Raw genomic sequence first — 23108 nt, 5'->3', positions numbered from 1 at the left:
GCGTGATGCCGCGGGCGTCGTTGTTCGTGGCAGGCCGGTGCCTGTCGCGGCGTTGCCCGCGTTATCCTGCCCGCGACCCATCGGGAGCCGTCGGATGTCCGCGCCGCGCATTGCTTTCCTCGCCAGTCCTGCCGATCACGCACGCGTTGCGCTGGAGGCACTGGTCGCCAGGCATGGCAACCATGCCCCGGAGGACGCCGACGTGCTGTGCGCGCTCGGTGGCGATGGCTTCATGCTGCAGACCCTGCATCGCCATGGCGCGCTGGGCCGACCGGTGTTCGGAATGAAGCTCGGCACCGTCGGCTTCCTGATGAACCATCACCGCGCGGAGGGCCTGCTCGAGCGCATCGCCGCCGCCGAGCCCGCCACCCTGCGCCCGCTGGAGATGGTGGTGCAGACCGAATCCGGCACCAGCGTGGGTTCGCTGGCCTACAACGAGGTCTCGCTGTTGCGGCAGACCCGCCAGGCCGCGCACCTGAGCATCGAGCTCAACGGCCGCACCCGCCTGGAGGAACTGATCTGCGATGGCGTGCTGGTGGCGTCGCCCGCGGGCAGCACCGCCTACAACTATTCCGCGCATGGTCCGATCCTGCCGCTGGGCAGCGGCGTGGTCGCACTGACGCCGATCGCGCCGTTCCGCCCGCGCCGCTGGCGGGGCGCGATCCTGCGTGCCGACACCGAGGTCGTGTTCCGCGTGCTCGATCCCTACAAGCGCCCGGTCAGCGCCACCGCCGATTCGCACGAGGTCCGCGACGTCGTCGAGGTACGCATCCGCGAGGCACGCGACCGCCAGGTCACGCTGCTGTTCGATCCCGAGCACAACCTCGAGGAGCGGATCCTGAGCGAACAGTTCATGGCGTGACGGCGGGGTTGACCAACTGGCCTGCGTCGCGTCTCACGGCATGCGCCGCACGGGCCGCATAATCCGCGCATGTCGATCCCATCCGTCTCCACGCTCACCATCGCCATCTCGTCGCGGGCGCTGTTCGACCTCGAGGACAGCCATGCGCTGTTCGAGGAGGAAGGCATCGAGGCGTACTCGAACTACCAGCGCGCCCACGAGGACGACATCCTGCCTCCGGGCATCGCCTTCGCGCTGGTGCGCAAGCTGCTCGCGCTCAACGAATCCGCGCCGCCGGATGCGCCCCACGTCGAGGTGATCCTGCTGTCGCGCAATTCGGCCGATACCGGGCTGCGGATCTTCAACTCGATCCAGCACCACGGGCTGCCGATCTCGCGCGCGACGTTCACCTCGGGCGAGCCGACCTGGCCGTATATCCGGCCGTTCGGTGCGCAGCTGCTGCTGTCGGCGAACCCGGAATCGGTCCGCCGGGCGCTTGCCGATGGCATCGCCGCCGCGACCATCCTGCCCAGCGCCGCGCTGCCGCCGCCGGCGCGGGCGGGCGAAGCCGCCACCAGTGCGCGCGCGCAGATCCGCATCGCCTTCGATGGCGACGCGGTGATCTTCGGCGACGAGGGCGAGCGGGTGTCGCAGGAAAGCGGCATCGAGGCCTTCCATCGCCACGAGCGCGAACGCGCCCGCGAGGCGCTTTCGGGCGGTCCGTTCCGCGGTTTCCTGTCCGCCCTGCACGATCTGCAGGAGGCGTTTCCCGCAGGGCCGGATGCGCCGATCCGCACCGCGCTGGTCACCGCGCGCTCGGCGCCGGCACACGAGCGCGTCATCCGCACGCTGCGCGAGTGGGGCGTGCGCCTGGACGAGGCACTGTTCCTCGGCGGCCGGCCGAAGGGCCCGTTCCTGGAAGCCTTCGGCGCCGACATCTTCTTCGACGATTCCCTGCACAACATCGATTCCGCGCGCCAGCACGTCACCGCCGGCCATGTACCCCACGGGATATCGAACCTCCCCAGGGTTCCCGCTGCGAAGTAGACGGCTACCCGCCACACACTGCCCGGACGCCTCAGGCCGCGCCGGTGAGCACGGCCGCGACCACACAGAACAGCACGACCCAGGGCACCGCGACCCGACCGGTCAGCGACAGTGCGAATGCGCCCACGGCAATCACCAGATCCGCAACGCCATGGATCGCCGTCACCCACAGCGGGTCGTACAGCGCTGCCGCGAGCAGGCCCACCACGGCGGCATTGATGCCGGCAACCACCCTGGCCGCCGCCGGGCGGGCGAGCAGGCGCGTCCAACCCGGCAGGGTGGCGGTCACCAGCAGGAATCCCGGCAGGAAGATCGCGACCAGGGCCAGGCCCGCCGAGGCGGCCGGGGGAAGCCCGGCGTCGATCCCCGCACCGAGGTAGGCCGACAGCGCGAACATCGGTCCTGGCAACGCCTGTGCCGCGCCATACCCGGTGATGAACGCATCCGCATCCATCCAGCCCGGCTCGACCACGGCCTGTTGCAACAATGGCAGCACGACGTGGCCGCCGCCGAAGACCAGCGCACCTGTCCGGTAGAACGCAGCGAGCAGGCCGGGTACACCCGGCGAGGGCGACAGCGGCATGGACAGCGCCAGCCCGAGGAGCGCGGCGAAGGCCAGCAGGCAGGCAAGCGCGGCGCGGTGTCCGACATGCCAGCGTTGGCCGGTGGTCGCAGGGCCGCGGACGTGCGCGCAGAAGACAAGGCCCAGCATCGCCCCCAGCACCACCGCGGACAACTGGCTCCAGGCACCGCCCGTCAACAGCACGAGTGCCACCGCGCTCACGGCGATGGCGGCGCGGGCGACATCCGGCACGAGCGATCGCGCCATGCCCAGCAGGCCGTGGGCGACCACCGCAACCGCGACGATCTTCAGCCCCTGCACGATGCTTCCGGTCACGGCGTGCGGTGCGAGCATCGGCGCAAGCACGGCCAGCGCGAACATCAGCAGTGCCGAGGGCAGGGTAAAACCCACGAACGCGGCCAGCGCGCCGGTCCAGCCGGCACGATCGAGGCCGATGGCGAATCCCAGCTGGCTGCTGGCAGGGCCTGGCAGGAACTGGCATACGGCCATCAACTGGGCGAACCGCTCGTCGTCGAGCCAGCGGCGGCGCTCGACGAACTCCCGGCGCAGGTAGGCCAGGTGCGCGATCGGCCCACCGAACGACGTGAGGCCCAGCAGGAGGAAGATGCCAAACACCTCCAGCGATGACGCCTGTGCAGCCGAGCGGGTCGGGAGGTTCACGGTCTCATGGCCGGCGTGCAGGGCGCTTCCGTATCCGGTCCCCGGTGGATGCGGCAACGCTCACGGCGAGACGCGGATATCCGAAAGCCGCCAGTGCAGGCCCTTGCGGGTCAGCACGAACACCATCGGCCGGGCACCTTCGTCTTCGATGGTCACCGTGAAGCGCGACGTCGATTCGTAGCGGTAGCGCGCGTCGCGGAACGGCTGCGGGCGCTGGCTTTCGTCGAGGCTGCGCGCGGGTGGCGAGCCGTCGAGGCGCGACCACACACGCCGGCCCTCCATCAGTGCCGCCAGCCCCACCGGCGTGGCCATGGCATCGACCATGCCACCGGCCAGCCCGCTGGCGACCCGCAGGCCAAGCCGTCCGAACACGTTGGCCTGGGCGCGATCGCCGTACTCCCTCGCGATGTGGTCTTCGGCCTGGGCGCGGAGATTGGCGCGCAGGGCGGGGAAATCCACCTGGCGGGCGAGGGCGCGGGTGTCGTCGTCGCGGATCGCCTGTTCGATGCCACGGATGGTCAGCCACGGCCCGGCGACGACGTAGGCCAGCACCGCCAGTACGATCGCGAGCACCGCCCACGGCAGCCACCGCGTGCGCCTCATGTCGATCCTCCATGGCAGCCGGCCGCGGCTGCATGGTGCGGTGTGGGTGCGGTGGTCGGGCCTGTGGAGGGGAAGGCGGACATCAGAACTCCAGGTCCAGCGCGGCGCACAGGTAATCCATGAACGGCGCGGTCGCGGCGAGCTCGCGGGCGATGGTCTGGCGCAGCCGCGGCCCGGCCATGGTGGCATCGTCGAGCGGGCGCAGGATGACGAAGTTGCGACGGCGCAGGTCGTCGCGGTAGTCGAAGTCGTCGGGATAACCGCGCGGCACCCGGACCAGCATGTCGTCGGCCGACAGGCTCCAGCGACGGCATAGCGCAGGATCGTGCGCGGCGCGACCCCAGCCCTGCGGGTTGTCGACGAGGAACTGGCGGATCTGCCGCAGCACCGGCGTTTCCGGATGCCAGATGCCGGCGGCGAGGAAATTCTCCCCGGGCTGCAGGTGGATGTACCAGGACGGTGCCGGCACCTCGCGGTGGCGCGCATGGAACAGCTTCGCGCCCTGCCAGCGCTTGTAGGGCGACTTGTCGTTGGCGTAGCGGGTATCGCGGTTGATGCGGAACAGCGAGCCGCCGACCGGCCGCGGATCGGCGCGGAACTGCAGGCTGACCGCGGCGAGATCCGGCTGCAGGTCGCCCAGCAGATGCTGGAACGGCTCGCGCACATGCGCTTCGTACTCCGCCTTGTGGGCGTGGAACCACTCGCGCTCGTTGTGGCGCGCGAGGCTGTGCAGGAACCGGAAGGAGCGGTCGGAGAAATAGGCGGGCATTGGCGACCGCGACGTGGGTGTGCGGGCATTCTAGGGTGGCACTGCCGAACGCCGCTTCACTGCCGGCCGGTGCGGCGCGGAGCTAACCGAGCGACACCTCGATCCCACGGCCCCATGCCTCCAGCCGGTCGAGCAGCACCTGCACCCGGCCGTCGCCGGCATGGGCCTGGCGCATCTGCGCGATCTCGGCGAAGAATCCCGGTAGCGAGTGTTCCGACAGCTCGCTGCCCTCGGCAAGGCGCTGGCGGCGGTAGGCGTCCCAGCGCACGCGCTCGCCGGCGTCCAGATGTTCCGGCCAGTTGCGCGCGCGGTAGCGGAACAGCAGCTCGTCCAGCCGTGGGTCCTGGAAACCGGACGTGCGCGTGCCCAGCTGGTCGGGCGGCGTCGCGCGCACCTCGGCGCAGCGCTTGCGGTCGCCATCGCCGAGGAAGCCGTCGTAGATCGCGCCGTCGGCGTCGGATGCCGCGCGCTCGGCCTGCTGGGCGTACACACGCCGCACCTTCTCGGCCAGCGCGGGTCCGGCGTCGCGCAGCCGCTGCGCGCGCGCCTGCACCAGCGCATCGTCGATGCACAGGCGCTCGCGGTCGGCATCGGTGAGATGTCGCCAGGCCACCAGCGACGGGCAGCGGTTGAGATGGACTTCCTTGAGCGGGATACGCGTCTCGCCTTCGGGCAGGTCGCGCGCCGGGGTGTACAGGCGGTCGGCGATCTCCGCCGGATCGAGGTCGAGCAGGCGTTCCGGTTCGCCTTCGAGGTCGAACACGATCACGCGACCGTCGATACGCGGATGGCGCGTCAGCGGCAGTACCGCGGCCGCGCACATCCGCGAGGCCGGATAACGTTGCGAGACATGCAGCACCGGCTGCATCGCCACCGTATCGAGCAGCGAGGCCGCATGGCGCTTGTCGCGCAGGCGCAGCGCATAGTCCCACAGCCGCGGTTGCGATTCGCGCAGGCGGCGCGCCATGCCGATCAGCGCACGCACGTCGGACACCGCCTCGTGGGCGTCGCCGATGCGCACGCCGTTGGCAGCGGCCAGGTGTTCGAGCCGGAACGAGGTGGCGCCGTCGTCGCGGCGTGGCCAGATGATGCCGTCGGGCCGCAGCGCATGGGCGAGGCGCATCACGTCGAGCAGGTCCCAGCGCGAGTTGCCGCCGCGCCACTCCCGCTCGTAGGGGTCGTGGAAGTTGCGGTACAGCCCGCAGCGGATGAACTCGTCATCGAAGCGCAGCGAGTTGTAGCCGACGCTGCAGGTGCGCGGCTGCGCCATCGCTTCATGGATCAGCGCGAAGGCGTCGGCCTCGCGCATGCCGTCGCGCAGCGCGCGTTGCGGCTCGATGCCGGTGACCAGGGTGGCGCCGGGCGATGGCAGCAGGTCATCGGCGGGCCGTACCAGCAGGTCGATTGGCGCTTCGATTTCCTCCAGGAGCTCGTTGGTGCGGATGGCCGCGAACTGGGCAATGCGCGTGCGCCGCGGATCGCTGCCAAAGGTTTCGAGATCGTAGAAAAGAAAGCTGGATGACATGAAAAGCGGTGGTCCTGGCGAGTCACTGGTATCGGCCGTGGCGACGGCATCGTTTCAATCGCGTCGGAGCGTGCACCTGGCGCGATCGTGGAAGAGAAGGCTTGGCGACATCAGCGCTCCGGGTCCAGCGCGGCCAGGCGTTCACGCACGCGTGAATCGAGCATCGCCCAGTCGATGGCGTCGAGCGACTCGATGCCCGCTGTTGCCTCGGCCAGTAGCAGGCGTTGCACCTCGCTGCGCTCCAGCGCCACGCGGTACGGGATGCGCATGAAGGTCACCATCGCGTAGTGAGGCACGAAGCGGCCGGGATGGCGTTCCTGCAGCACCAGTTCGAGTGCGCGCTGCAGCAGGTAGTCGGCATCGTCGACGCGGTCGCGCATCTCGTAGTAGTTCTCCAGCGCCATGTGCTGGATGGCCTCGGCGTTCGGCTTGCGCTCGGCCTCGAAGGCGGCGAACGCGGCCTCGAACGAGTCGGCGCTGCCGATATGCCGCGCCAGCGACACGCAGTCCTCGAACGCGCAGTTCATGCCCTGGCCGTGGAACGGCACCATCGCGTGCGCGGCATCGCCCATCAGCACCGCACGGCCGTCCAGCGCCCAGCGGTCGAGGTACAGCGTGGCCAGCATGCCCACCGGGTTGGCCTGCCAGTCGGCTTCGAGGTCCGGGATCAGCGCCAGCGCATCGGCGAAGTCGCGCTCGAACAGCGCACGCGCCTGTGCCGGCGTGCGCACCGTGTCGAAGCCGGGATTGCCGGTGTTGGGCATGAACAGCGTGACGGTGAAGGTGCGTTCGTCGTTGGGCAGGGCGATGCACATGTAGTCGCCACGCGGCCAGATGTGCAGCGCATTGGGCTCGATGCGGAAGCCGCCGTCATCGGCCGGCGGGATCTCCAGCTCGCGATAGGAATGGCCCAGGGGCTCGACCCGTTCGCCGAGGTCGATGACGTCCGTCATCGCCGCACGCAGCGCCGAGCCGGCACCATCGGCGCCGATCACCGCGTCGAAAACCACGCGGTTGAGGCTGCCATCGCGGTCGTCGACGAAGCGCGCCTCGCGCGCATCGAAGTCGACACCGTCGAGGCGGCTGTCGAAATGCACCCGCGCGCCCGCGTCTTCCGCGATGCCGAGCAGGGTGACGTTGAGGTCGCCGCGGTGCACCGACCAGATCACTTCGGAATCGTCGCGGCCATAGCGCTGCAGCTGCTGGCTGCCGTCGGCGAAATGCACCATGCGCCCGCGCATCATCACCGCCTGGCGCATCACCGCGTCGTCGGCATCGGCCTGGCGCAGGGCGTGCCGGCCCCGTTCGGCCAGCGCCAGGTTGATCGAGCGGCCGCCGGCATAACCCTGTCGCCGCGGATCACCGCGCTTCTCGTACAGATCCACCTGCCAGCCCTGGCGGGCGAGCAGGGCGCCCAGCAGCGCACCCGCCAGGCCAGCGCCGACGATCACGATGCGCTGGCCCGCGGCCGGCTTCACGGCGCGTCCCCCGGCGCACGTCCGTCGCGCCAGGCCAGCGCGCTACGAGCGAAGCGCAGCACGTCGGCATGCGAGTTGTAGAGCGGGGCCGGAGAGATCCGGATCACGTCGGGCTCGCGCCAGTCACCGAGCACGCCGCTAGCGGCGAGATGCTCGAACAGCGCGCGCCCCGCATCGCGACCGGCACGCACGCGCAGCGACAGCTGGCAGCCACGCTGCGCCGGGTCCGCGGGGGTGACGATCTCCAGCGCGTCGTCGAGATGGCCGCGCACCAGCGATTCCAGGTAGCCGGTCAGGCGCTCCGAGCGCGCACGCAACGCATCCATGCCGGCGCGGGCAAACAGGTCCAGCGAGGCGCGCAGCGGCGCCAGCCCGAGGATGGGCGGATTGCTGAGTTGCCAGCCGTCGGCACCGGGCGTGGGCACGAACTCCGGGCCCATGCGGAATCGTGTGGCCTTGTCATGTCCCCACCAGCCGGCAAAGCGGGGGTGGTCGGCGCGTGCGTGGCGTGCGTGCACGAAGGCACCGCCCACCGCGCCCGGCCCGCTGTTGAGGTATTTGTAGTGGCACCACACCGCGAAGTCGGCGTCGGCATCGTGCAGGCGCAACGGCAGGTTGCCGACCGCATGCGCAAGATCGAAACCGACGACCGCGCCAGCCGCATGGCCGAGGCGCGCGATCTCCGCAAGATCGAAGGCCTGCCCGGTGCGGTACTGCACGCCCGGCCACAGCACCAGCGCCAGCCGCGGGCCGTGGCGCTCGATGGCCGCGGCGATGGCCGCCGTCGACAGCGTGCCGCCGGGCAGGTCGGGCTCGACCTCGATCAGGTCGGTGGCCGGGTCGAAGCCGTGGAAATGGATCTGCGAGGCCACTGCATGGCGGTCGGAAGGAAACGCGCCGGCCTCGATCAGGATCGCCGGTCGTTCGGCAGTCGGCCGGTAGAAGCTCACCATCAGCAGGTGCAGGTTGGCGGTCAGCGAGTTCATCGCCACCACTTCGGCCGGCTCCGCGCCCACGACCGATGACAACGGCTCCGCCACCAGCTCGTGGTAGGTCATCCACTGTGCGGGTCCGCGGAAGTGACCTTCGACGGCGATCCGTGCCCACTGGTCGAGAACCTCCTCCACGTGGGCGCGCGCGCCGCGCGGCTGCAGGCCCAGCGAGTTGCCGACGAAATAGGCCTGCTCACCCTCGCCATGGCGTGGCAGGTGGAATTCGGCGCGCAGGGCGGAGAGCGGGTCGGCCGCGTCGAGCGCCGTGGCGTGGCTGCTGGAAAGAAGATCGGTCATCGGGGTTCCGGAACGGGATTGGCCGTGGTCGATGCTGGTCGGCAACGATCAGCGGTGGCATCGGGGCTGGTGCGCAGGTTATGCGAACCGCGACAGCGGCAGGCCGAGCCATTCGAGTGCGGTGCCGTGGTAGAGCCGCGCCTGTCCTTCCGCGTCGAGTCCGAGTTCGGCGATCCCCGTGCCCGGGGTCTGTTCACCAAGCGGGAATGGATAGTCCGTTCCCAGCATCACCCGGTCGATGCCGCAGGTATCGATGAGGTAGCGCAGCGCGTGCGGGTCGGCCACCCAGGAATCGAAGTACATGCGCTTGAGGTAGCCGCGCGGGTTGTGCGGATTGTCGGTGGCGACCAGGTCCGGGCGCATGTTGAAGCCATGCTCGATGCGGCCGATCGTGTACGGGAAGCTGCCGCCGCCATGGGCCATGCAGATCTTCAGCTTCGGCAGGCGCTCCAGCACGCCACCGAAGACCAGCGAGCAGGCCGCACGCGACTGCTCGGCCGGCATGCCGACCAGCCACGGCAACCAGTACTTGGGCATGGTGTCGGTGCCCATCATGTCCCACGGATGCACGAGGATCGCCGCGCCGAGATCGGCCGCGGCCTCGAAGAACGGGAACAGTTCCGGTGCATCGAGGTTCCAGTGCTGGCCGTCGGACAGCTGCACGTGCGAGCCGATCTGCACGCCCTGCAGGCCGAGCTGGTCGATGCAGCGTTCGAGTTCCTGCACCGCCAGCCGCGGCGACTGCAGCGGCACCGTGCCGATGCCGGCGTAATGGCGCGGGAAGTCCCGGCAGGTCTGCGCCATGTGGTCGTTGAGCGCCTGGTGCAGCTCCAGCGCGTGCTGCGGTCGCGCCCAGTAGCTGAACATCACCGGCACCGTGCTGATCACCTGCACCTGCACGCCGAAGCGCGCGAAGTCGTCGATGCGCTCCTGCGCGTCCCAGGTCTTCGACCAGATCTCGCGGAAGAACCTGCCGTCCTTGTAGATGCGGTGGCGCCCATCCGGGGTGTGGTGGATCACCGGGAAGCGCGCGTCGCCGTACTTGCGGGCGAGGTCGGGCCAGTCGCGCGGCAGGTAGTGGGCGTGGATGTCGATCTTGAGCATGGCGGTCATCGTAGACGAGGCCGACCGGGCGGGCGACCCGGGCGGCCGGCTCACCGACCCTGCGCGCCCGACGGCCCCGTCGACGATCAAACCGTGGTCGGGCTACGGCTCGTGCGCGGCGTGGCAGCACACCCGGGGGGACTCAGGTGATATCGGCCTGCGAATCCGCCTGCATCTCGTAACGCGTGGGCCGCGGATTGAGATGCCCGCATGCCTTGCAGGTGCGCAGGTCGTCGCTGCGGTAGAAGGCCTCGAACACCCGGAAGAAGTCCTGCTCGATATCGGTGAGGTGGAAGAACTCCTCGTACAGCTTCGCGTTGCACTGCACGCAGAACCACATCAGCCCATCGTCCTCGTGCGGCAGCCTGCGCCGCTCGATGACGATCCCGATCGAACCTTCGCCACGCTGCGGCGAGTGCGGTACGCGCGGCGGCAGCAGGAAGGTCTCGCCGGCGCGGATCGGGATGTCGCGTACCCGGCCCGGCTCCCCATCAGAGTGATCCTGGATGCGCAGCACCATCTCGCCTTCGAGCTGGTAGAACCACTCCGGGCCGTCCTCGTAGTGGTAGTCGGTGCGAGCGTTCGGACCGCCCACGACCATGACGATGAAGTCACCGTCGTAGATGCACTTGTTGCCCACCGGCGGCTTCAGCAGGTGGCGGTTGTCCTCGATCCACTTCTGGAAGTTCAGCGGTGCGGGAATCATCGGGAATCCTCCACATGGAGCGGCACGCGCCAGGATGACGCGCCTGCGATGGGCAGGCCTATGCCGGGGTGCGCGGTGTGACCGCGGCGATGCATTTCAGTTCGATGGCGATCGGTGTGGGCAGCGCGGTGATGCCGAGGGTGGTGCGGCAGGGCGCGGTGGCCGGATCCGGGAACGCTTCGGCCCACACCGCGTTGTAGCGGGCGAAATCGCCGGCCATGTCGGTCAGGTAGACGGTCACGTCGACAAGATCCTCCCAGCGCGCGCCGCTGGCTTCGAGCACCGCGCGCACGTTGGCGAACACCGCGCGCGTCTGCGCGGTGATGTAGTGGGCGACCAGCTGGCCCTCGTCGTCGAACACGTTGCCGGGAACCGAGTCGGTGCGCGGGTCGCGCGGACCGATGCCGGACAGGAACAGCAGGTCGCCGACCCGTCGCGCATGCGGATAGCGCCCGACCGGGCGCGGTGCGGCACCGGCGTGGACGACGTCAGTCATCGCGCCGGCCACGCGCCGCGACGTCGGCCACCTCGGCCACTGCCCTGGCGTAGGCGGGTGCCAGCGCCTCCGGTGCGCTGACGTCCATCGACAGCTCGCGCACGCGGCCATCGCCCAGCGCGTAGACCCATCCATGCACGGTCAGTCGCTGGCCGCGCGCCCAGGCGTCCTGGACCACGGTGGTCTCGCACACGTTGAACGCCTGCTCGATCGCATTGAGTTCGCACATGCGTGCATGGCGCAGCGAGGGGTCGCTGACGGATGCCAGCAGCGGTGCGTGCTTCTTGGTGAGGTCGCCGACGTGGCGCAGCCAGTTGTCGGCCAGGCCCAGGCGGGTGCCGGTCATCGCCGCATGCACGCCGCCACAGCCGTAGTGGCCGACCAGCAGGATGTGCTCGACCTTGAGGATGTCGACCGCGAACTGGATCACCGAGAGCGCGTTGAGGTCGCCATGCGACATCACGTTGGCGATGTTGCGGTGGACGAACACCTCGCCCGGGTCCAGCCCGAGGATCTGGTTGGCCGGTACGCGCGAATCGGAACAGCCGATCCACAGGTAGCGCGGGGTCTGCTGAGTGGACAGACGGTGGAAGAAGCCCGGGTCGTCGCGGGAAACGCGTTCGGCCCAGTCGCGGTTGCGTTGCAGGAGGTTGTCGAGTTCGCCCATGCGCGGATTATTCCAGAGTCATCCGTAGGGCAGGCTCACGTTCTTCGGTTCGGTGAAGAAGCGCATGGCCTCCATGCCGCCCTCGCGGCCCACGCCCGATTGCCCGGTGCCGCCGAACGGCGTGCGCAGGTCGCGCACCAGCCAGCTGTTGATCCAGACGATGCCGACGCGCAGCTCCGCCGCCATCCGGTGGGCACGGGCGAGATCGCGCGTCCACACGCTGGCGGCAAGCCCGTAGTCGCAGGCATTGGCCAACGCCAGTGCGTGGGCATCATCGTCGAAGGGTTGCAGGGTGGCGACCGGGCCGAAGATCTCCTCGCGATTGGTCGCGGTATCGGCACCCAGGCCTTCGAACAGCGTCGGCGCGACGAACCAGCCCGGGCGGTCGAGCGCATGCCCGCCGCACAGGACCTGCGCACCCTCGTCGCGCGCGCGCGCGATGGCGGCCATCACCTTGTCGAAGTGCACCTGCGACACCAGCGGGCCCATGCGCGCATCGGGATCCATCGGGTCGCCGGGCACCAGTTCGCCTACGCGTGCGACCAGCGCATCGCGGAAGCGGTGCCAGATGGCGCGCTCCACCAGCAGGCGCGAGCCGCACAGGCAGATCTGCCCGCTGTTCTGGAAGGTCGAGCGCACGATGGTGTCGAGCTGGTCTTCCCAGTCGCTGTCGGCGAACACCAGCGTGGCGTTCTTGCCGCCGAGCTCGAGCGACAGCTTCTTCAGCATCGGCGCCGCGATCGCCGCGATCCGCCGGCCCACCGCGGTGCTGCCGGTGAACGAGATCGCACGCACCTGCGGGTGCGACACCAGTGCTTCGCCCACCACCGCGCCGCGGCCGTGGACGATGTTGAGCGCGCCATCGGGAAAGCCGGCCCCATGCAGCAGTTCGCCCAGCATGGTGGCAGTGGCGGGGGTGATCTCGGAGGGCTTCGCCACCACCGTGTTGCCCGCGGCCAGCGCCGGCGCGATCTTCCAGGTGAACAGGTACAGCGGCAGGTTCCACGGCGAGATCGTGGCGACCACGCCCAGCGGCAGCCGCAGCGTGTAGTTCAGCCCGGCCTGGCCGTGGTGGCACTCGCTGGCGAACTGGGTGGCGGCATGGGCGAAGAAGCGCAGGTTGGCGATCGCGCGCGGAATCTCCGCATCGCGTGCCAGCGCGAAGGGCTTGCCGCCATCGCGGGCTTCGGCGTGGGCGAAATCGTCGAGGCGCGCTTCCACCGCGTCCGCCAGCCGTTCAAGGCAGCGTGCGCGCCGTTCGGCCGGCCAGCCGCTCCACTCCGGGAACGCGCCGGACGCCGCTTCAACGGCGGCGTGCACGTCCCCGGCACTGCCGTCGGCGACCTCCGCATAGGCGAGACCGCGCGCCGGGTCGGCGACTTCGAGCCAGTGCTCCGAGCCGTGCGGCTGCCCGCCGATGAGGTGTTGGTAGCGCAGCATGCGCACAGCTTACGCCGTCAGATCGACGCCATCCGCCCGCCGTCGACCGCCAGGCTGACGCCGTTGACATAGGCCGCGGCCGGCGAGCACAGGAAGGCGATGACGCCGCCGGTCTCTTCCGGCCGGGCGAAGCGGCGTGCCGGCACCCCGGCGGCCATCTCCGCGCGGACGTCGGCCTCGTCGCGGCCTTCGCGGGCCGCGCGGTCGCGAACGATCTGGTCGATGCGCCCGGTCTCGGTGAAACCGGGAAGCACGTTGTTGACGGTGATGCCGTCGGCGGCGAGCTCGCGCGAGAGCGTCTTCGCCCAGCCCGCGACCGCGCCGCGCACGGTATTGGAGACCCCGAGGCCTGCGATGGGCTCGCGCACCGAGGTCGAGACGACATTGACGATGCGGCCCCAGCGGCGTTCGCGCATGTGCGGCAGGACCGCCTGCACCAGTGTCTGCCCGGCCACCAGGTGGCGGCGGAACGCATCGAGATAGGCATCCACCGCGGCCTCGTGGGCACTGCCACCCGGCGGGCCGCCGGTGTTGTTGACCAGGATGTCGACGGGGCGCTGCGCCAGCCGCTGTTGCAGCGCTGCCTGCAGGCCCGACGTATCGGCCACGTCGGCGACGCACCAGCCGTGCTGCTGGCGGTGGGTCGCGGGTAGCGCATCGACGACCGCACGCAGCGCCTGCTCGCGCCGCGCCAGTACGGTCACCGTGGCACCGAGCAGGGCCAGTTCATGCGCCGCGGCGCGGCCGATGCCTTCCGAACCGCCGCAGACGAGCGCGTGCTTGCCGGTGAGGTCGAGGTCCATCGCAAGCTCCGGCGCAGGTGGGTCAGGCGTTCCCGGCGGCCAGCCGGCGCACCATCAGCGGGCGCAACTGGTCGTCGTCGCCGGCCTGCGGCGGGGCAAGCTCTTCGAGCGAGAACCCGCGTGCCAGCGCGTCGTCCTCGTCGAGGCCGTCGTAGCCGACGAATTCCGCATCCAGCAGCGCCGCCCGCGCGGTGTCCTCGCTGTCGTAGGCCAGCGTATTGCCGTCGCTGTCGAACACCTCGGCGGTGCCGCCAGCGCGCACGCGCAACCGCGCCCAGACCACCGTGCGGCCAAGGGTCGCCAGCCACCACTCGTCATAGGTATGTTCCCCGGCGGGGTCGCGGATCTCGTGCATGGATTCCTCAGCTCAGCGCCCACAGGGCGAGCAGGCCCGCGAATGCGAGGCCGATCATGGTGACCACCAGCGCAATGCGAGCCGGCGTGGCGAGCCCGGTGAACTGGCGGTCGGCGACCTCGCGGTAGCCGCCCGACAGCAGCCAGCGCAGCGCGGCCGGGCGCAGGAACGCGTTCTCGCCCAGCCGGGCGCGCACCGCGGGTTCGCGCTCGCGCAGGTGCACCAGCGACAGCGGCCAGAAGATCACGAAGGCGCAGGTGCCGCCGATGGCGACGCCGACGAAGACCAGGGCCATGAACAGGATCACGGTGGTCAGAACTCCGCGTGGCCGGGCGCGCGCGGGTAGGGGATCGCGTCACGGATGTTGGACAGGCCGCAGACATAGACCACCAGGCGCTCGAAGCCCAGGCCGAAGCCCGCATGCGGCACGGTGCCGTAGCGGCGGAAGTCGCGATACCAGCCGTAGTGCTCGCGGTCGAGACCGAACTGGTCCATGCGCGCGTCGAGCACGTCAAGGCGCTCCTCGCGCTGCGAGCCACCGATGATCTCGCCGATGCCCGGCGCCAGCACGTCCATCGCGGCGACGGTTTTGCCGTCGTCGTTGAGGCGCATGTAGAACGCCTTGATGTGCTCGGGGTAGTTGGTCACCACCACCGGGCGGCCGACGTGCTGCTCGGTCAGCCAGCGCTCGTGCTCGGTCTGCAGGTCCAGGCCCCATTCGGCCGGGAACTCGAACTTGTGCCCGGAGTTGCGCAGCAGTTCCACGGCATCGGTGTACTCGATGCGCTCGAACGGTGCGTTGACGAACTTCTCCAGCCGGGTGATGGCGTCCTTCTGCACGCGCTCGGCGATGAACGCCATGTCGTCGGCGCGCTCGTCGAGTACCGCGCGGAACAGGTACTTGAGGAAGTCCTCGGCCACCCGTGCATCCTCGGCGAGGTCGGCGAAGGCGATCTCCGGCTCCACCATCCAGAACTCGGCCAGGTGACGGGTGGTGTTGGAGTTCTCGGCGCGGAAGGTCGGCCCGAAGGTGTAGACCTTCGACAGCGCCAGGCAATAGGCCTCGACATTGAGCTGGCCGGACACGGTCAAAAACGCCTCGCGACCGAAGAAATCGCGCGAGAAGTCGACACTTCCGTCCGGGCTGCGCGGCAGGTTGGCCATGTCCAGCGTCGACACCCGGAACATCTGCCCGGCGCCCTCGGCGTCGGACGTGGTGATGATCGGGGTGCTGATCCAGTAGTAGCCCTGCTCGTGGAAATAGCGGTGCACCGCCTGCGACAGGCAGTGGCGGATGCGGGTGACCGCACCGAACAGGTTGGTGCGCGGGCGCAGGTGGGCGACCTCGCGCAGGAATTCCAGCGAATGCGCCTTGGGCTGGATCGGGTAGGTCTCCGGGTCCTCGACCCAGCCCACCACCTCCACCTCGCGCGCCTGGATCTCGAACTGCTGGCCCTGGCCCTGCGACTTCACCAGGGTGCCGCGGGCGATCACCGCGCAGCCGGCGGTGAGCCGCTTCACTTCGCTGTCGTAGTTGGGCAGATCCGAAGGGGCGACCACCTGGATCGGGTGGAACCCCGACCCGTCACTGACATTGACGAAGCTCAGCCCGGCCTTGGAGTCGCGCCGGGTCCGTACCCAGCCACGCACCGTCACCTCGCCGCCCTCGGGCACCTTGCCCGCCAGCGCCTGCGCCACGCTTACCGTCGTCATGCTGAAATCCCGTGCAGAAAATCGTTGTCGGAAGCGCCGCAGTCTACCGAAAACTCAGGCGCCGCTAAGGCGCGCGTATGCCGGGCGGGCTAGAATCGACGGCATGGCCATCTCGCTTGCACCTGCCGCTCTCGAACGCGCACGCCGCTTCGTCGACTCCACCCCCGGCGCGCTCGGCATCCGCTTCGGCGTCGAACGCACCGGCTGTTCGGGCTGGGGTTACATGGTCGACATCGCCCACGAGGAGCGCCCGGGCGATACGGTCAGCGAGTTCGGGGGCATCCGCATCTATGTCGATGCCACCAGCCAGCCGATGGTCGATGGTACCGAGATCGATTTCGCGCAGAAGGGGCTGAACCACGAGTTCGTGTTCCGCAATCCCAATGCCGCCGCGGAGTGCGGCTGCGGGGAAAGCTTCACCACCGACGCCGACAAGGCCGCCTGAGCCGCCCATCGTTCCGCGATTGCGGGCACGTCGTTGATCCACCATAATGCGCGGCTCGCTGCGGCCCTGTGCCGGGCGAGCCCTTGCCCCACTGCGCCCGCCCGAGGGCGGCGACGGGGGGCTGTCCTTCCGGTGGATCCACTGTCCGCCGGCCGATAACCGAAAGGAAACACCATGCGCCACTATGAAATCGTGTTCCTGGTCCATCCGGACCAGAGCGAGCAGGTGCCGGCGATGATCGAGCGTTACACCTCGATGGTCGAAACCGGCAACGGCAAGGTCCACCGCCTCGAAGACTGGGGTCGTCGCCAGCTGGCGTACCCGATCAACAACCTGGTCAAGGCCCACTACGTGATGTTCAACATCGAAGCCGACCAGGGCGTGTTGAATGAACTGGTCGAGACCTTCCGCTTCAACGACGCGATCCTGCGCCACCTGGTGATCCGCCGCGACGAGGCGGTCACCGAGCAGTCGCTGATCATGAAGAACAAGGACGACAAGGGCGACAAGCCCGAGCGCAGCGAACGCCGCCGCCGTGACGACGAGTCCGGCGACGACGCCCAGAAGGCCGACAAGGCCGACGACACCGCCGAAGCCGCCTGAGGAATCACGTCATGTCCAAGTTCTTCCGTCGCCGCAAGTACTGCAAGTTCACCGCCGAGGGTGTCAAGGAGATCGATTACAAGGATCTCAACACCCTGCGCCAGAACATCACCGAGAACGGCAAGATCGTGCCGAGCCGCATCACCGGCACCAAGTCGCGCTACCAGCGCCAGCTGGCCACGGCCGTCAAGCGCGCGCGGTTCCTCGCGCTGATCCCGTACACCGACAACCACAACGTCTAAGCACGGGCCTCCCTCCGGGGAGGCTCCCGTCCACCCGGACGGCACGTTCGGACAGCACCCGTTGCGGCGCGCGTCGCCGCTAACGAACACGGAGCAACACCATGAAACTGATCCTCCTGCAGAAGATCACCAACCTCGGCAACCTCGGCGACACCGTTACCGTGAAGCCGGGCTACGGCCGCAACTTCCTGGTCCCGCAGGGCAAGGCCGTGCCGGCGACCGCCGACAACCTGGCCGCGTTCGAAGCCCGTCGGGCCGAGTACGAAGCCAAGGCCCGTGACCAGCTGGAAGCCGCGAACTCGCGCATCTCGAAGCTGGAAGGCTTCACCGTCAACCTCAAGGCCAATGCCTCGTCGGAGGGCAAGCTGTACGGGTCGGTCACCAACCGCGACATCGCCGAGGCGCTGTCGGCGCAGGCCGGTGTCGAGGTCAGCAAGTCCGAAGTGGTGATGGGCGAAGGCCCGTTCCGCCACGTGGGCGAGTACGAAGTGGTCGTCCACCTGCATGCCGACGTCGAAACGCCGGTCAAGGTGGTGATCGAGCCGGAAGCGGTCGCGGTCTGATCCGCGCTGCCAACCGGAGCTGACGGAGGGCGCCCCAGGGCGCCCTTCGTGTTTCTGCGGCGTCGGGTTCGCACGCAGTGAGATCACCCGGCGCCAGCATGGCCGGGTTATCCACAGGTTGTTCCATCGCGTACCCACAGCCATCGGCACTAGCATCGATGTTTCCTGCCGCCCGCATGACCGCGGCACCGCCTGTCCGGAGTTCCCCAGAAGATGTCCGCCCGCCCCCGATTCGGCGACCGCGCCGGCCACGAGCACGATGCCCGCGAAGGCCGCCTCGAGCAGTTGCGCATCCCGCCCCAGTCGGTCGAGGCCGAGCAGGCCGTCCTCGGTGGGCTGATGCTGGCGCCGGAGGCGTTCGACCGCATCGCCGACATGCTGGTCGACAAGGACTTCTACCGCCGCGACCACCAGCTGATCTACCGCGCCATCCGTGAGCTCGCCGAACGCAACCGCCCGTTCGACGCGGTGACCCTGGGCGAATGGTTCGAATCGCAGGGCCTGGCCGAGCAGGTGGCCGGTGGCGCCTACCTGGTCGAACTGGCCAGCACCACGCCGTCGGCCGCCAACATCCGCGCCTATGCCGAGATCGTGCGCGACAAGGCCGTGATGCGGCAGCTGATCGACGTCGGCACCGAGATCGTCAACGACGGCTTCCAGCCCGACGGCCGCGATTCCGGCGAGATCCTGGCCAAGGCCGAGCAGCAGGTGTTTGCGATCGCCGAGGCCGGGGCGCGCGGGCGCACCGACTTCACCGCCATCAACAAGGCGATGGCCGAGGCCTTTGACGTCCTGCAGACGCGCTTCGCCAACGGCGACGGCATCACCGGCCTGCCGACCGGCTACGAGGCATTCGACCAGATGACCTCGGGCCTGCAGCCGACCGACCTGCTGATCCTTGCCGCGCGCCCGGCGATGGGCAAGACCACGCTCGCGCTCAACATCGCCGAATACGCCGCGCTGAAGTCGAAGAAGGCGGTGGCGGTGTTCTCGATGGAAATGTCGGCCAGCCAGCTCGCGCTGCGTCTGATTTCATCGAACGGCCGCATCAACGCCACCCGCCTGCGCACGGGCCAGCTCGAGGACGAGGACTGGAGCCGGGTGACCGCGGCGATTCGCATGCTCAAGGAGTCGAAGATCTTCATCGACGACACACCGGGCCTGTCGCCGGACGTACTGCGTGCCAAGGCGCGCCGGCTCAAGCGCGAGTACGACCTCGGGCTGGTGGTGATCGACTACCTGCAGCTGATGCAGGTGCCGGGCAACAACGAGAACCGCGCCACCGAGATCTCGGAGATCTCGCGTTCGCTCAAGGGCCTGGCGAAGGAGCTCAACGTGCCGGTGATCGCGCTGTCGCAGCTCAACCGCTCGCTGGAATCGCGTACCGACAAGCGCCCGGTGATGGCCGACCTGCGAGAGTCCGGCGCAATCGAGCAGGACGCCGACATGATCATCTTCATCTACCGCGACGAGTACTACAACAAGGAAGCGTCGCCGGACAAAGGGCTCGCCGAGATCATCATCGGCAAGCATCGAAGCGGCCCGACCGGCTCGTTCAAGCTGCGGTTCTTCGGCGAATACACCCGCTTCGACAACCTCGCGCACGACGCGATGGGCAGCTTCGAATAGCCCATCGCGCGGCGGCGTCGCCTGCGTACAGCAGAGCCGCCCACCGCTAGAATCCGCTGCATCCGGGCACCGCGCCCGTTGATGGACCACGCATGAGCGTTTCCGCCACCGAGCGCCCGACCCGGATCGTGGTCGACCTCGACCGCATCGCCGGCAACCTGCAGCGCATCCGCGCGCACGTGCGGGTACCGGTGATGGCGATCGTCAAGGCCAATGCCTACGGCCACGGCCTGGTGCCGGTGGCGCGCCACCTCGAAGCCAGCGGCGTGGAACGGCTCGGCGTGGCGTTCGTGGAAGAGGGCATCGCGCTGCGGCGGGCGGGCATCCGCGTGCCGATCCTCGTGCTGGGCGGCATCTTCGGCCCGCAGGTGGCGCAGTTCATCGCCCACGATCTCGAGGTCACGGTGTCGTCGGTGGAGAAACTGCGACAGGTCGAGACCGCGGCGCAGGCGCTGGGGCGTCGTGCGGTGGTGCACCTGAAGATCGACACCGGCATGGAGCGCATCGGCGTGCACGAGTACTCGGCCGGGCCCTTCATCGAGGCGGCCGTTGCCTCGCACTGGTGCCGGATCGAGGGCGTGTATTCGCACCTCGCCTGCGCCGACGATCCGGATTCGCCGATCACCGCGCTGCAGCTGGAGCGTTTCCTCGAGGCCTGCGCGCATTTCGACCGCATCGGTGCACCGATGCCGCTGCGCCACCTCGCCAATTCGGGTGGCGTGCTGCATTTCCCCGACACCCATCTCGACCTCGTGCGCCCGGGCATCCTCGTCTACGGGGTGATGCCGGACCCGGCCTCGCGGCCCACGATCAGGGTCGAACCCGCACTGTCGCTGGTCTCGCGGGTGGTCTACTTCAAGGTGGTGCGCGCCGGCCGCACGGTGAGCTACGGCGGCAGCTGGACCGCGCCGTCCGACACCCGGGTGGTGACGGTGCCACTTGGCTATGGCGACGGGTACCCGCGGGCGCTGTCGTCGCGGGGACGCGCACTGATCCGCGGGCAGTCATATCCCATCGTCGGCCGGGTGTGCATGGACCAGTTCATGGTCGACATCGGAAGCGGCAGCGCGTGGAACGAGGACGAGGTGGTCCTGATCGGACGTCAGGGCGAGGCGCAGATCGATGTCGAGGCTCTTGCCACGGCCGCGGGCACCATTCCCTACGAACTGCTGACCGGCTTCAACGACCGCATTCCGCGCGAGTACATCGGCAGTCCCACGAACGTCGTTTGACGCGTCGCTCACCCGGACGGCCGAGACTGCGCCATGCCTATCGCCCTGGTCTGGTTCCGCAACGATCTCCGCCTCGACGACAACCCGGCACTGCGCGCCGCGGTGGAGGGCGGTTACCAGCCGTTGATGGTCCATATCCACGCGCCGGGCGAGGAGGGCGACTGGCCGCCGGGCGCGGCCTCCAATGCCTGGCGGCACCGTTCGCTGAAGGCGCTCGATGACGAACTGCGCGCACGTGGGTCGATGCTGCGTTGCTTCCACGGCCCGACACAGGCAACGCTGGAGTCGATCGCCGCGGCCGTCGATGCCGAGGCGGTGTTCTGGAATCGTCGCTACGAACCCGTGGTCGAGGCGCGCGACACCGTCATCAAGCGTGCGCTGCGCCGCGCCGGCCTGCGTGCGGAGAGCTTCAACGGCTCGCTGCTGTTCGAACCCTGGGAAGTCGAAACCGCGCAGGGCGATCCGTACCGGGTGTTCACGCCGTTCTGGAAGCGCGCACGCGCGCAGTGGCGTGCGACCCGCCTCTGGCAGGCGCCGCAGCAGTTTCCGGCCCTGGAGGACGAAGACGCGGTGCCGCATGGCGTACCGCTCGAGGGCCTGCACCTGGCGCCGCGCCGCGGCTGGGACCACGGGTGCTGGGAGCGGTTCATGCCAGGGGAGGCCGGGGCGGCGAGGGCGCTGTCGCACTTCCTGCAGGCGGATCCCGGCAGTTACCGGGAAACGCGCGACATCCCCGGCATCGACGGCACCTCGCGGCTGTCGCCGCACCTGCACTTCGGCGAGATCGCAGTGGCCCGCGTGGCCCACGTGGTGATCGACGCGGACCTCGGAGATGCCGGCGATGCCTACCTCGCGCAGCTGGGCTGGCGCGAGTTCGCCCACCACCTGCTGCACCACTATCCACATACCGTCGATGCCGACCTCGACCCCCGGTTTGCCGACTTTCCCTGGCAACGTCCACAGCAGGGGGTGCTGGCTGCCTGGCAGCGGGGCCGCACCGGCGTGCCGATCATCGACGCCGGCATGCGCGAACTGTGGCAGACCGGGTGGATGCATAACCGTGTGCGCATGCTCGCCGCCAGCTATCTCACCAAACACCTGCGGCTGCACTGGCGGCACGGTGCGCGCTGGTTCTGGGACACCCTGGTGGATGCCGACCTCGCCAACAACACGATGGGCTGGCAGTGGGTGGCGGGGACCGGGGCGGATGCCGCGCCGTACTTCCGGATCTTCAACCCGGTCCTGCAGGCGCGGCGCTTCGATCCCGACGCGGCCTATATCTCGCGCTGGCTGCCGGAACTGCAGGTGCTGCCGCCGGCACACCGCTTCGCACCGTGGGACGCGCCCGCGGCAATGCTGAAGCAGGTGCAGGATTACCCCCATGCACCGTTGGTGGGCATCGCCGAGGGTCGGCAGGCGGCGCTCGATGTGTACGCGCAGGTCACCCGCAAGCGGGTGTCGAAAAACTGAATGGGTCGTATCCGCGCATTCAGCCCGTCACCCGGTCCCGACCGTCACGTAGCTAGCATGCGATCCGCCTACCCACACGCCGGAGTCCTCCGGCGCAGACCCCAGGGAGAAGACCCATGCGCAATTCCGTGACCAAAGGCCTGACCGCCGCGCTCGCCGGCGCGCTGATGCTGACCGGCTGTGCCACCTACACCGGCCAGAGCAGCGACCCCAATGACCCGAACCGCACCCGCAACACCGCGCTGATCGGCGCCGGCATCGGTGCGGTGGCAGGTCTACTGAGCGGCGACAGCGCGACCGAACGTCGCCAGCACGCGCTGATCGGCGCCGGTGCCGGCGCGCTTGCCGGTGGCGCCGTGGGTGCCTACCAGGACCGCCAGGAAGCCGAGCTGCGTCGGCAGATGGCCGGCACCGGTGTCGACGTCGTCCGCCAGGGCGACAACATCACCCTGAACATGCCGGGCAACGTGACCTTCGGGTTCGACCAGTCCAACATCCAGCCGCAGTTCTATCCGGTGCTCAACAACGTCGCGAATACCCTGCGCCAGTACGAGCAGACGGTGATCGAGGTGGCTGGCCATACCGACAACACCGGTGCCGCGGCCTACAACCAGCAGTTGTCGGAGCGCCGCGCCCAGGCGGTCGCCCAGTACCTGGGTGGGCAGGGCGTCAACCAGCAGCGAATCATCACCGTCGGCGCCGGTATGACCCGTCCCATCGCCGACAACAGCACCGAGGCCGGCCGCGCGCAGAACCGCCGGGTTGAGATCACCCTGGTGCCGATCCAGCAGTAATCGTCCGGATCGATGCGAAACGGAAAGGGCCGCGAAAGCGGCCCTTTCTTC

General features: G+C 69.1%; 25 protein-coding genes. 10 read left to right on the top strand and 15 right to left on the bottom strand.

The genetic code is table 11. The features are described 5' to 3' along the window. Positions 1-94 precede the first annotated feature (94 nt). Both ERL55_RS08135 and ERL55_RS08130 read left to right on the top strand, forming a co-directional pair. Positions 95-862 carry an NAD kinase gene (locus tag ERL55_RS08135; protein WP_129135970.1) on the top strand — a complete coding sequence of 256 codons (768 nt, stop codon included), beginning with the start codon at positions 95-97 and terminating at the stop codon, positions 860-862. Between the two features lie 69 nt (positions 863-931). After that, positions 932-1888 (top strand): 5'-nucleotidase, encoded by a 957-nt coding sequence (locus ERL55_RS08130; RefSeq protein WP_129135969.1) that lies wholly within the window; start codon positions 932-934, stop codon positions 1886-1888. A gap of 31 nt (positions 1889-1919) precedes the next feature. Here the strand turns inward: ERL55_RS08130 and chrA are convergent, their stop codons facing one another. From chrA to asnS, 15 genes are all read right to left on the bottom strand, one after another. Continuing rightward, entirely contained in the window at positions 1920-3131 is a 1212-nt protein-coding gene (gene chrA / locus ERL55_RS08125; RefSeq protein ID WP_206733293.1) for a chromate efflux transporter, read from the bottom strand. Positions 3132-3191: 60 nt separating this feature from the next. Further along, the gene (locus tag ERL55_RS08120) at positions 3192-3734 is read right to left on the bottom strand and encodes a DUF2939 domain-containing protein (RefSeq protein WP_164972152.1); all 543 of its coding nucleotides are present in this window, start codon (positions 3732-3734) and stop codon (positions 3192-3194) included. A gap of 82 nt (positions 3735-3816) precedes the next feature. Continuing rightward, positions 3817-4503: a DUF2461 domain-containing protein gene (locus ERL55_RS08115; protein ID WP_129135967.1), complete on the bottom strand. Its 687-nt coding sequence runs from the start codon at positions 4501-4503 to the stop codon at positions 3817-3819. Positions 4504-4585: 82 nt separating this feature from the next. Continuing rightward, on the bottom strand, positions 4586-6028 hold the full coding sequence (sbcB, locus tag ERL55_RS08110; protein ID WP_129135966.1) for an exodeoxyribonuclease I: 1443 nt from the start codon (positions 6026-6028) through the stop codon (positions 4586-4588). A gap of 110 nt (positions 6029-6138) precedes the next feature. Then, entirely contained in the window at positions 6139-7506 is a 1368-nt protein-coding gene (locus tag ERL55_RS08105; protein WP_129135965.1) for an NAD(P)/FAD-dependent oxidoreductase, read from the bottom strand. Continuing rightward, complete coding sequence (gene kynU, locus ERL55_RS08100; protein ID WP_129135964.1) at positions 7503-8795, bottom strand: kynureninase; 1293 nt, start codon at positions 8793-8795, stop codon at positions 7503-7505. The genes ERL55_RS08105 and kynU overlap by 4 nt, the downstream gene beginning before the upstream one ends. 78 nt (positions 8796-8873) lie before the next feature. Further along, the gene (locus ERL55_RS08095; protein ID WP_129135963.1) at positions 8874-9899 is read right to left on the bottom strand and encodes an amidohydrolase family protein; all 1026 of its coding nucleotides are present in this window, start codon (positions 9897-9899) and stop codon (positions 8874-8876) included. Positions 9900-10041: 142 nt separating this feature from the next. After that, the gene (locus ERL55_RS08090) at positions 10042-10605 is read right to left on the bottom strand and encodes a 3-hydroxyanthranilate 3,4-dioxygenase (RefSeq protein ID WP_129135962.1); all 564 of its coding nucleotides are present in this window, start codon (positions 10603-10605) and stop codon (positions 10042-10044) included. A 58-nt stretch (positions 10606-10663) separates the two neighbouring features. After that, on the bottom strand, positions 10664-11101 hold the full coding sequence (locus ERL55_RS08085) for a RidA family protein (RefSeq protein WP_129135961.1): 438 nt from the start codon (positions 11099-11101) through the stop codon (positions 10664-10666). Then, complete coding sequence (can, locus tag ERL55_RS08080) at positions 11094-11768, bottom strand: carbonate dehydratase (protein WP_129135960.1); 675 nt, start codon at positions 11766-11768, stop codon at positions 11094-11096. The genes ERL55_RS08085 and can overlap by 8 nt, the downstream gene beginning before the upstream one ends. Positions 11769-11786: 18 nt before the next feature. Then, entirely contained in the window at positions 11787-13208 is a 1422-nt protein-coding gene (locus ERL55_RS08075; protein WP_129135959.1) for an aldehyde dehydrogenase, read from the bottom strand. 17 nt (positions 13209-13225) lie between these two features. Continuing rightward, a complete protein-coding gene (locus ERL55_RS08070) occupies positions 13226-14011 on the bottom strand; it encodes an SDR family NAD(P)-dependent oxidoreductase (protein WP_129135958.1) in 786 nt (261 codons plus the stop codon). A gap of 22 nt (positions 14012-14033) precedes the next feature. Beyond that, entirely contained in the window at positions 14034-14366 is a 333-nt protein-coding gene (locus ERL55_RS08065; protein WP_129135957.1) for a hypothetical protein, read from the bottom strand. Positions 14367-14373: 7 nt separating this feature from the next. Further along, positions 14374-14673, bottom strand: coding sequence for a hypothetical protein (locus ERL55_RS08060; protein WP_129135956.1), 300 nt, complete (start codon positions 14671-14673; stop codon positions 14374-14376). 5 nt (positions 14674-14678) lie between these two features. Continuing rightward, on the bottom strand, positions 14679-16079 hold the full coding sequence (asnS, locus tag ERL55_RS08055) for an asparagine--tRNA ligase (RefSeq protein WP_129135955.1): 1401 nt from the start codon (positions 16077-16079) through the stop codon (positions 14679-14681). A 103-nt stretch (positions 16080-16182) separates the two neighbouring features. Between asnS and ERL55_RS08050 the strand changes: the two genes are divergently transcribed. The 8 genes from ERL55_RS08050 (at position 16183) to ERL55_RS08015 (ending at position 23057) form a co-directional block, all read left to right on the top strand. After that, positions 16183-16524 carry an iron-sulfur cluster assembly accessory protein gene (locus ERL55_RS08050; RefSeq protein WP_129135954.1) on the top strand — a complete coding sequence of 114 codons (342 nt, stop codon included), beginning with the start codon at positions 16183-16185 and terminating at the stop codon, positions 16522-16524. Between the two features lie 174 nt (positions 16525-16698). Beyond that, complete coding sequence (gene rpsF / locus ERL55_RS08045; RefSeq protein ID WP_129135953.1) at positions 16699-17127, top strand: 30S ribosomal protein S6; 429 nt, start codon at positions 16699-16701, stop codon at positions 17125-17127. Positions 17128-17138: 11 nt separating this feature from the next. Continuing rightward, positions 17139-17369, top strand: a complete 231-nt coding sequence (rpsR, locus tag ERL55_RS08040) for a 30S ribosomal protein S18 (RefSeq protein ID WP_024890462.1) — start codon at positions 17139-17141, stop codon at positions 17367-17369. Between the two features lie 101 nt (positions 17370-17470). Further along, the gene (gene rplI, locus ERL55_RS08035; RefSeq protein WP_129135952.1) at positions 17471-17932 is read left to right on the top strand and encodes a 50S ribosomal protein L9; all 462 of its coding nucleotides are present in this window, start codon (positions 17471-17473) and stop codon (positions 17930-17932) included. 213 nt (positions 17933-18145) lie between these two features. Next, positions 18146-19561 carry a replicative DNA helicase gene (locus tag ERL55_RS08030; RefSeq protein WP_100322597.1) on the top strand — a complete coding sequence of 472 codons (1416 nt, stop codon included), beginning with the start codon at positions 18146-18148 and terminating at the stop codon, positions 19559-19561. A 92-nt stretch (positions 19562-19653) separates the two neighbouring features. Beyond that, positions 19654-20793 carry an alanine racemase gene (gene alr / locus ERL55_RS08025; protein ID WP_129135951.1) on the top strand — a complete coding sequence of 380 codons (1140 nt, stop codon included), beginning with the start codon at positions 19654-19656 and terminating at the stop codon, positions 20791-20793. A 33-nt stretch (positions 20794-20826) separates the two neighbouring features. Beyond that, complete coding sequence (locus ERL55_RS08020) at positions 20827-22263, top strand: deoxyribodipyrimidine photo-lyase (protein WP_129135950.1); 1437 nt, start codon at positions 20827-20829, stop codon at positions 22261-22263. A 116-nt stretch (positions 22264-22379) separates the two neighbouring features. Further along, on the top strand, positions 22380-23057 hold the full coding sequence (locus ERL55_RS08015; RefSeq protein ID WP_129135949.1) for an OmpA family protein: 678 nt from the start codon (positions 22380-22382) through the stop codon (positions 23055-23057). The last annotated feature ends 51 nt before the right edge of the window (positions 23058-23108 follow it).

The sequence above is a fragment of the Luteimonas sp. YGD11-2 genome (genome assembly GCF_004118975.1).
GTDB lineage: Bacteria > Pseudomonadota > Gammaproteobacteria > Xanthomonadales > Xanthomonadaceae > Luteimonas > Luteimonas muca.
This window is presented reverse-complemented; position numbering and strand designations above follow the sequence as displayed.